1 pseudogene is annotated in these 290 nt (G+C 51.0%); it reads left to right on the top strand.

The window, feature by feature from the left end:
• Positions 1-290, top strand: a pseudogene (locus tag J4G32_RS20955) (MFS transporter); the annotation flags it as partial.

Here is a 290-nt window from a genome sequence, read left to right as displayed (position 1 = left end):
ATGTGTTCTTCTTTATGGGCGGCCTCGGGATTGTTATCAGCTTTATCTGGCTGAAGGTGATTCATGAACCAAACCAGCACCCGGGCGTAAACGAAAAAGAGCTGGAGTACATTGCTGAAGGCGGGGCGCTGATCAATATGGATCAGGCGGCCGCCAAAGCTAAAGTGCCGTTCAGCGTGAAGTGGGGGCAAATCAAACAGCTGCTGGGCTCACGGATGATGATCGGTATTTACATCGGGCAATACTGCATTAACGCGCTGACCTACTTCTTTATCACCTGGTTCCCGGTT

The organism is Microvirga antarctica, from assembly GCF_017921815.1.
Lineage (GTDB): Bacteria > Pseudomonadota > Alphaproteobacteria > Rhizobiales > Beijerinckiaceae > Microvirga > Microvirga antarctica.
The sequence above is the reverse complement of the archived record's forward strand: the minus strand, read 5'-3'. Positions and strand labels throughout refer to the sequence as shown.